We start from the raw sequence: 4,777 nt of genomic DNA, 5'->3' as shown, positions 1-4,777 counted from the left end.
TTCTAAAACACAAAAACTTTCATATTATTTTCCATAGGCTATATCCCCTGTTTCGTAATATAATCCTTTTTGCGTATTTTTCTTATAAAAGAAAGAAGAAGTTTTTTTAGCTCATAATCATATAGGAATATGGCAGCTACTACAATTAGTATATTAAGAACAAGCGCAATTAAATGATATGTATGCAATATATATTGCACTCCAATAAAGGTTACACCAAAATAAATTGTATACGGTATTACAATTTGGAATACAATTTTTTTCTTCACTACACTTACCGCTATATATCCCACTAAAGCGACTATTTCAAATAAAACCATAGCGTATGCCGCTCCTATCACTCCACCAAGACTACTAAAGCTATAAAGCATAACCCCACCTATCACCAATGCTACACACTGCACAACAGTCCTCTTATTTTGACAACCACTCGTCGTTAAACCGTCAGCAATGGCAATATTTAGACTTTGTAGCACAATAAGAAATGATAATATTTGGAGTGGTTCTACTGCATTCCTCCATTCTTCATGAAAAAATATAGAAATAAAGTATGGTGCTAAATGATATAAACCGATCGTCATACATATTCCTACAATCGCCATTGATTTAATTTGAAGTAAATTTAATTTCGTATGCTCTTCTATATTATTCTGGTTATAATGCTTAAAGAGCACCGGAAAAAATGCACCTGCAATTACCCCTGGTACTTGATATAAAGCTGCCGGCATCCGGTACGCCACTGCAAAAACACCTACCATACTTAATGGCAATGTATAGTTAAGCAAGATAGGCGCTAATTGTGGCGTACTCATTATTAAAAAACCGCTAATAATAAAGGGAGTTAATTGCCAAAATAACGCTTTATGAATTACGACTTTCATATTCATTTTCGTCTTTCTTCTCATGATATATATACTGAATAAACCACCAATCATATACCCAAAAGCATATAAGCGAGCTGTTACATACACCGGTAACTCTCCGAAAATACAAAAACATGTAATTATAATGACAACTGATGCTGATACAACTTTTATGAGCGCTATATACTTCATACGTTCCGTCAGTTGAAAATAGGCAATCCCTATGTTTTGCCAAGTTAATCCTATTAACATGAAAAACATTACGTTTATCATCATATAAATTAAATTTTTATCCGCATACATATAATGAATAGCAATATAACCGATGATAGAAACAAAAATAAGTAGAATCATCCTTATTTTTATATACGATGATAAAATCTGCTCTAAATCTGCTCCATCCTTTGCCCCTTCTCGAAGAAACGTATTACTAAGTCCTAAGTCTGTAAAAAATAACATAACAAACGTCACTGCTATGGCAACACTAAACATCCCATAATGTTGTGCGTTAAAAAAGTTTGCTAAAACAATTAAACTGACGGCCTGAAGAAGGTTAGCTAAAATCGTACTATAAAATAGATGGATAATATTGCTTAGAATAGATCTACCCATACAAGTTCTCCTTTGCAAGTAACCTACTTACATATGTTGTTTGTTTACATATATATTTATCTTGCACCATTACCGTTCAATACAATTAAAACGGTTTTACATAAAATACGGATGTCCATCCGAAATGTTTTCATTTCAATATACTCCATGTCCAGCCTCAACTTTTCCTTTGGATCAAGATTATACCCTCCATTTATTTGTGCCCATCCTGTTAATCCTGGTTTTACTATTAAACGTTCCTTAAATTCTGGAATATACGCATCAAACTCATTATAAAAAAACTCTCTCTCTGGTCTAGGGCCTACAAAAGACATATCTCCTCTTAAAATGTTTAAGAGCTGTGGTAATTCATCAATTCTCGTTTTTCTTATAAACAATCCAACTTTTGTAATTCTTTGATCATTTTCTTTTGCCCATTGTGGTCCGTTCATTTCAGCATCCTTTACCATCGACCTTAATTTAAATACATTAAACTTCTTCCCGTTTATACCTAAACGTTCTTGAAAGTATATTGGAGCCCCTGATGTTTCTAAGGTAATCATAATACAAAAGAACAACATAATTGGTATTGTTAATAGTAACAATATGATTGAAAATATAATATCAAACAAGCGTTTTACACTTCGATTCAATATGCTAGGCTTTTCTTGAGCCGGAATCGTATACAACTTGGCTTGATTTGTTTCACGAATCATGGATCGTTACCCCCACATTCAAGAATATAAAATTATACCTATTAATTCACATTCTTTCCTATTTATATCCGCTATTACTTTTTGCACTGTACGTAATGAATCTTTTTGCTTTTTAACTGCTAAAACCACTCCATCGCATTTCCCTGCAATAATGTGCGTAGCAGGAAGTTCAAATACTTCAGAAGAATAAACGAAAATGTAATCAAAATCTTCTTTCCACTTAGCAATCGCATTATCAAATTCATCCATAGCAACTAAAGGCGTCCCTGTATGTACTGTTTTTTTTGCAGGAATACAATATAAGTAATTAGACAAATTACTAGAAAAAGATTCATAATTGCAGGAGGAAGAGCTTATTATATCGTTTACTGTTATCATGTGATCACTTTGTAATAATACATGTAGTTTAGGGTCAGAAAAATTCACATCAATAAGTAACACCTTTTTTTTCATTTCCGCAAACACTAGACCCATATTTACTATAAGCGAGGCAACAACACCTCTGTCCTTCGTTGAACTAACTGTGAACAGTTGTTTTCCGGATTTTTTCAGCTCGTGATACACCGTATAAAACTGCTCTTTCATCAGATCATCATGCAAATTGAATGGCAGCTGCTTCTTTGTTCTAAACATCGACATGTTCACCTCGATATATAGATGATTTTTTATCAACCTCTGTAGGTTTCTTTTTTCTATTTGGTTCCATATTTATGTGACCAATAACAGAGACTGTTGTTATTTTCTCTAAATCCTGTTCCGTGTATATACGTTCATCAAAATAATCTCGAAATACAGCTAAACCTATCCCAACAAAAAAACTAACAATTAAAGAAATAGGAATGATCAGTTGAAATTTCGGAAACAATTTTTCAGCCTGTTCCTGTAACTCAGGATCAGTTAATACTTTCACCCCTTGTACATTTGTGTACTGTTGAAAGCTTTTTTGTGATTGCTCTGCCAATGTCTTTACAATGTCTTTCACGATTTTCGGATTGGAATCTTTTACTGTAACAGTTACAATTTGTGAGTTGTCCGTATTCACAACCGAGATTTTTTGTGCTAATTCATAACTTGATTGCTCTAATTTCAAAATTTTTTTGACTGTTGAAATAATTAATGGGCTTTTTAAAATATCAACATACGATGTTACTAGTTGCTTATTTTCTTGTGTTTTATTTGTTGAATTTTCCTTATTAAACTCATCTAAATTCCCAACAAGAATTTGCGTTGAATATTGATATGACGGCTTTAAAACATACATAGAGATAAGAACTAAAGAAGCGGTTAAACAACACATCGTTAAAATAATCGTTACGAATCTTCTTTTCAGTAATTGTTGAAAATCTTTTATACTCATTTCTTGCTTCAATTATTTCACCGCCCTTTTCTGAATAACATCCTGCAATTCACTCTTTACAGATAACCCTTTCTCTCTTCTATCCACTTGTTTTGTTACATACTTTCCGACTCCGAATGCAAATTTTTCTACATATACATACGAAAGCATTGCAAGTATAAACGAAAAAACAAGTGAAAAAATTAAAATAATAGGCAACGGTAATATTTCATGGAGCATGTATATAAGGGAAAACAACGATATAATATGGTATAAATAAAGACTGTAAGAAATCTTCCCCAAATATAACAAATATTTATTATGTAGCAAGGACGACAAAGTTGATATTGACAAACTTAATATGACAAATAAACATGCACTTATCGCCACTACGTAGTCTCGAAATATAAAATTATTGAGCACTTTAATTTCTCCTATAAGCCCTTCATACATAAAAAGTAAAATCGCAAATAAAAACCATGCAATTTTCGTGTTTTTAGTACAATTACTATAAAAAACTATTAAATTATTTTTATACTTCGCAACTAGTGCTCCTAGTAAAAACAGTACTGTGTAATGCAATGTTAATGCATAGCTTGTTAATGTTAAGCCCGAGCGAAACAAAAATAATATTACGACAGAACATATACTAAAACTAAACAATAATAGTAATGAACACCTTAACGTTTTTCGTAAGCAAATCATCAAAATTAACGGGAAAATTATTGATATTCGCATTTCATGGACAAGTGACCAAATCACACCGTTATATGCATCTGTATTATATTTCCCAACCAATAAAATATGTTGTGCGATTAAGCTTGAAGAACTTTCAATCGTCCATGAGCGATTAAACCATTCACTTAAATAAGAAATACCATATTCACTAATTGTAATCTGGCATACAATAGCTATAATTATTGCCACAATATAAGGAATATATATTCTGCATATACGTTTTAAAAGGTATGACCCATAGCTACTATAGTTTTTTTGAATAGATTCATACAAAACAAATCCGCTCAAAACAAAAAAGATAATAACTGATTCGTTACCACTACTAAAAATTAGACGAGCAGGCGTTTCTTTTAATAGATACACAACAAATGGTTTATTATCTTCATAACTGTAATTTTGAAATGCTGAAAAAATCATTAAATGATGACCAATCATTACTACTAATGAAGAAATCCCTCTTATAGAGTCCAATTCTTCGTATCTTTTCATCTTTTTACATCAACTCCTAATGAAATGATAATAATCATTTCAAA

Annotated in this window: 5 protein-coding genes; all 5 read right to left on the bottom strand. The window is 31.7% G+C overall.

The features are described from left to right. Window positions 1-38: 38 nt before the first annotated feature. Genes ACQGSG_RS26655 through ACQGSG_RS26635 form a run of 5 tightly spaced genes read right to left on the bottom strand, consistent with a single transcriptional unit; the run spans window position 39 to window position 4,733 of the window. Window positions 39-1,475, bottom strand: a complete 1,437-nt coding sequence (locus ACQGSG_RS26655; protein WP_048568859.1) for an oligosaccharide flippase family protein — start codon at window positions 1,473-1,475, stop codon at window positions 39-41. A 56-nt stretch (window positions 1,476-1,531) separates the two neighbouring features. Continuing rightward, entirely contained in the window at window positions 1,532-2,170 is a 639-nt protein-coding gene (locus ACQGSG_RS26650) for a sugar transferase (RefSeq protein ID WP_000617650.1), read from the bottom strand. Between the two features lie 18 nt (window positions 2,171-2,188). After that, window positions 2,189-2,809 (bottom strand): CpsD/CapB family tyrosine-protein kinase, encoded by a 621-nt coding sequence (locus tag ACQGSG_RS26645; protein WP_002100874.1) that lies wholly within the window; start codon window positions 2,807-2,809, stop codon window positions 2,189-2,191. Then, complete coding sequence (locus ACQGSG_RS26640; protein ID WP_325842255.1) at window positions 2,796-3,539, bottom strand: Wzz/FepE/Etk N-terminal domain-containing protein; 744 nt, start codon at window positions 3,537-3,539, stop codon at window positions 2,796-2,798. The genes ACQGSG_RS26645 and ACQGSG_RS26640 overlap by 14 nt, the downstream gene beginning before the upstream one ends. Next, window positions 3,540-4,733, bottom strand: coding sequence for an acyltransferase family protein (locus ACQGSG_RS26635; protein ID WP_000833054.1), 1,194 nt, complete (start codon window positions 4,731-4,733; stop codon window positions 3,540-3,542). Window positions 4,734-4,777 lie beyond the last annotated feature (44 nt).

The sequence above is a fragment of the Bacillus sp. GMa5/1 genome, from assembly GCF_050172015.1.
GTDB classification, from domain to species: domain Bacteria; phylum Bacillota; class Bacilli; order Bacillales; family Bacillaceae_G; genus Bacillus_A; species Bacillus_A cereus.
This window is presented reverse-complemented; position numbering and strand designations above follow the sequence as displayed.

Excerpts from the sequence above, each read along its gene's own strand:
- ACQGSG_RS26645 (WP_002100874.1), bottom strand. The coding sequence starts at position 2,809 with ATGTCGATGTTTAGAACAAAGAAGCAGCTGCCATTCAATTTGCATGAT.
- ACQGSG_RS26635 (WP_000833054.1), bottom strand. The coding sequence starts at position 4,733 with ATGAAAAGATACGAAGAATTGGACTCTATAAGAGGGATTTCTTCATTA.
- ACQGSG_RS26655 (WP_048568859.1), bottom strand. The coding sequence starts at position 1,475 with ATGGGTAGATCTATTCTAAGCAATATTATCCATCTATTTTATAGTACG.
- ACQGSG_RS26650 (WP_000617650.1), bottom strand. The coding sequence starts at position 2,170 with ATGATTCGTGAAACAAATCAAGCCAAGTTGTATACGATTCCGGCTCAA.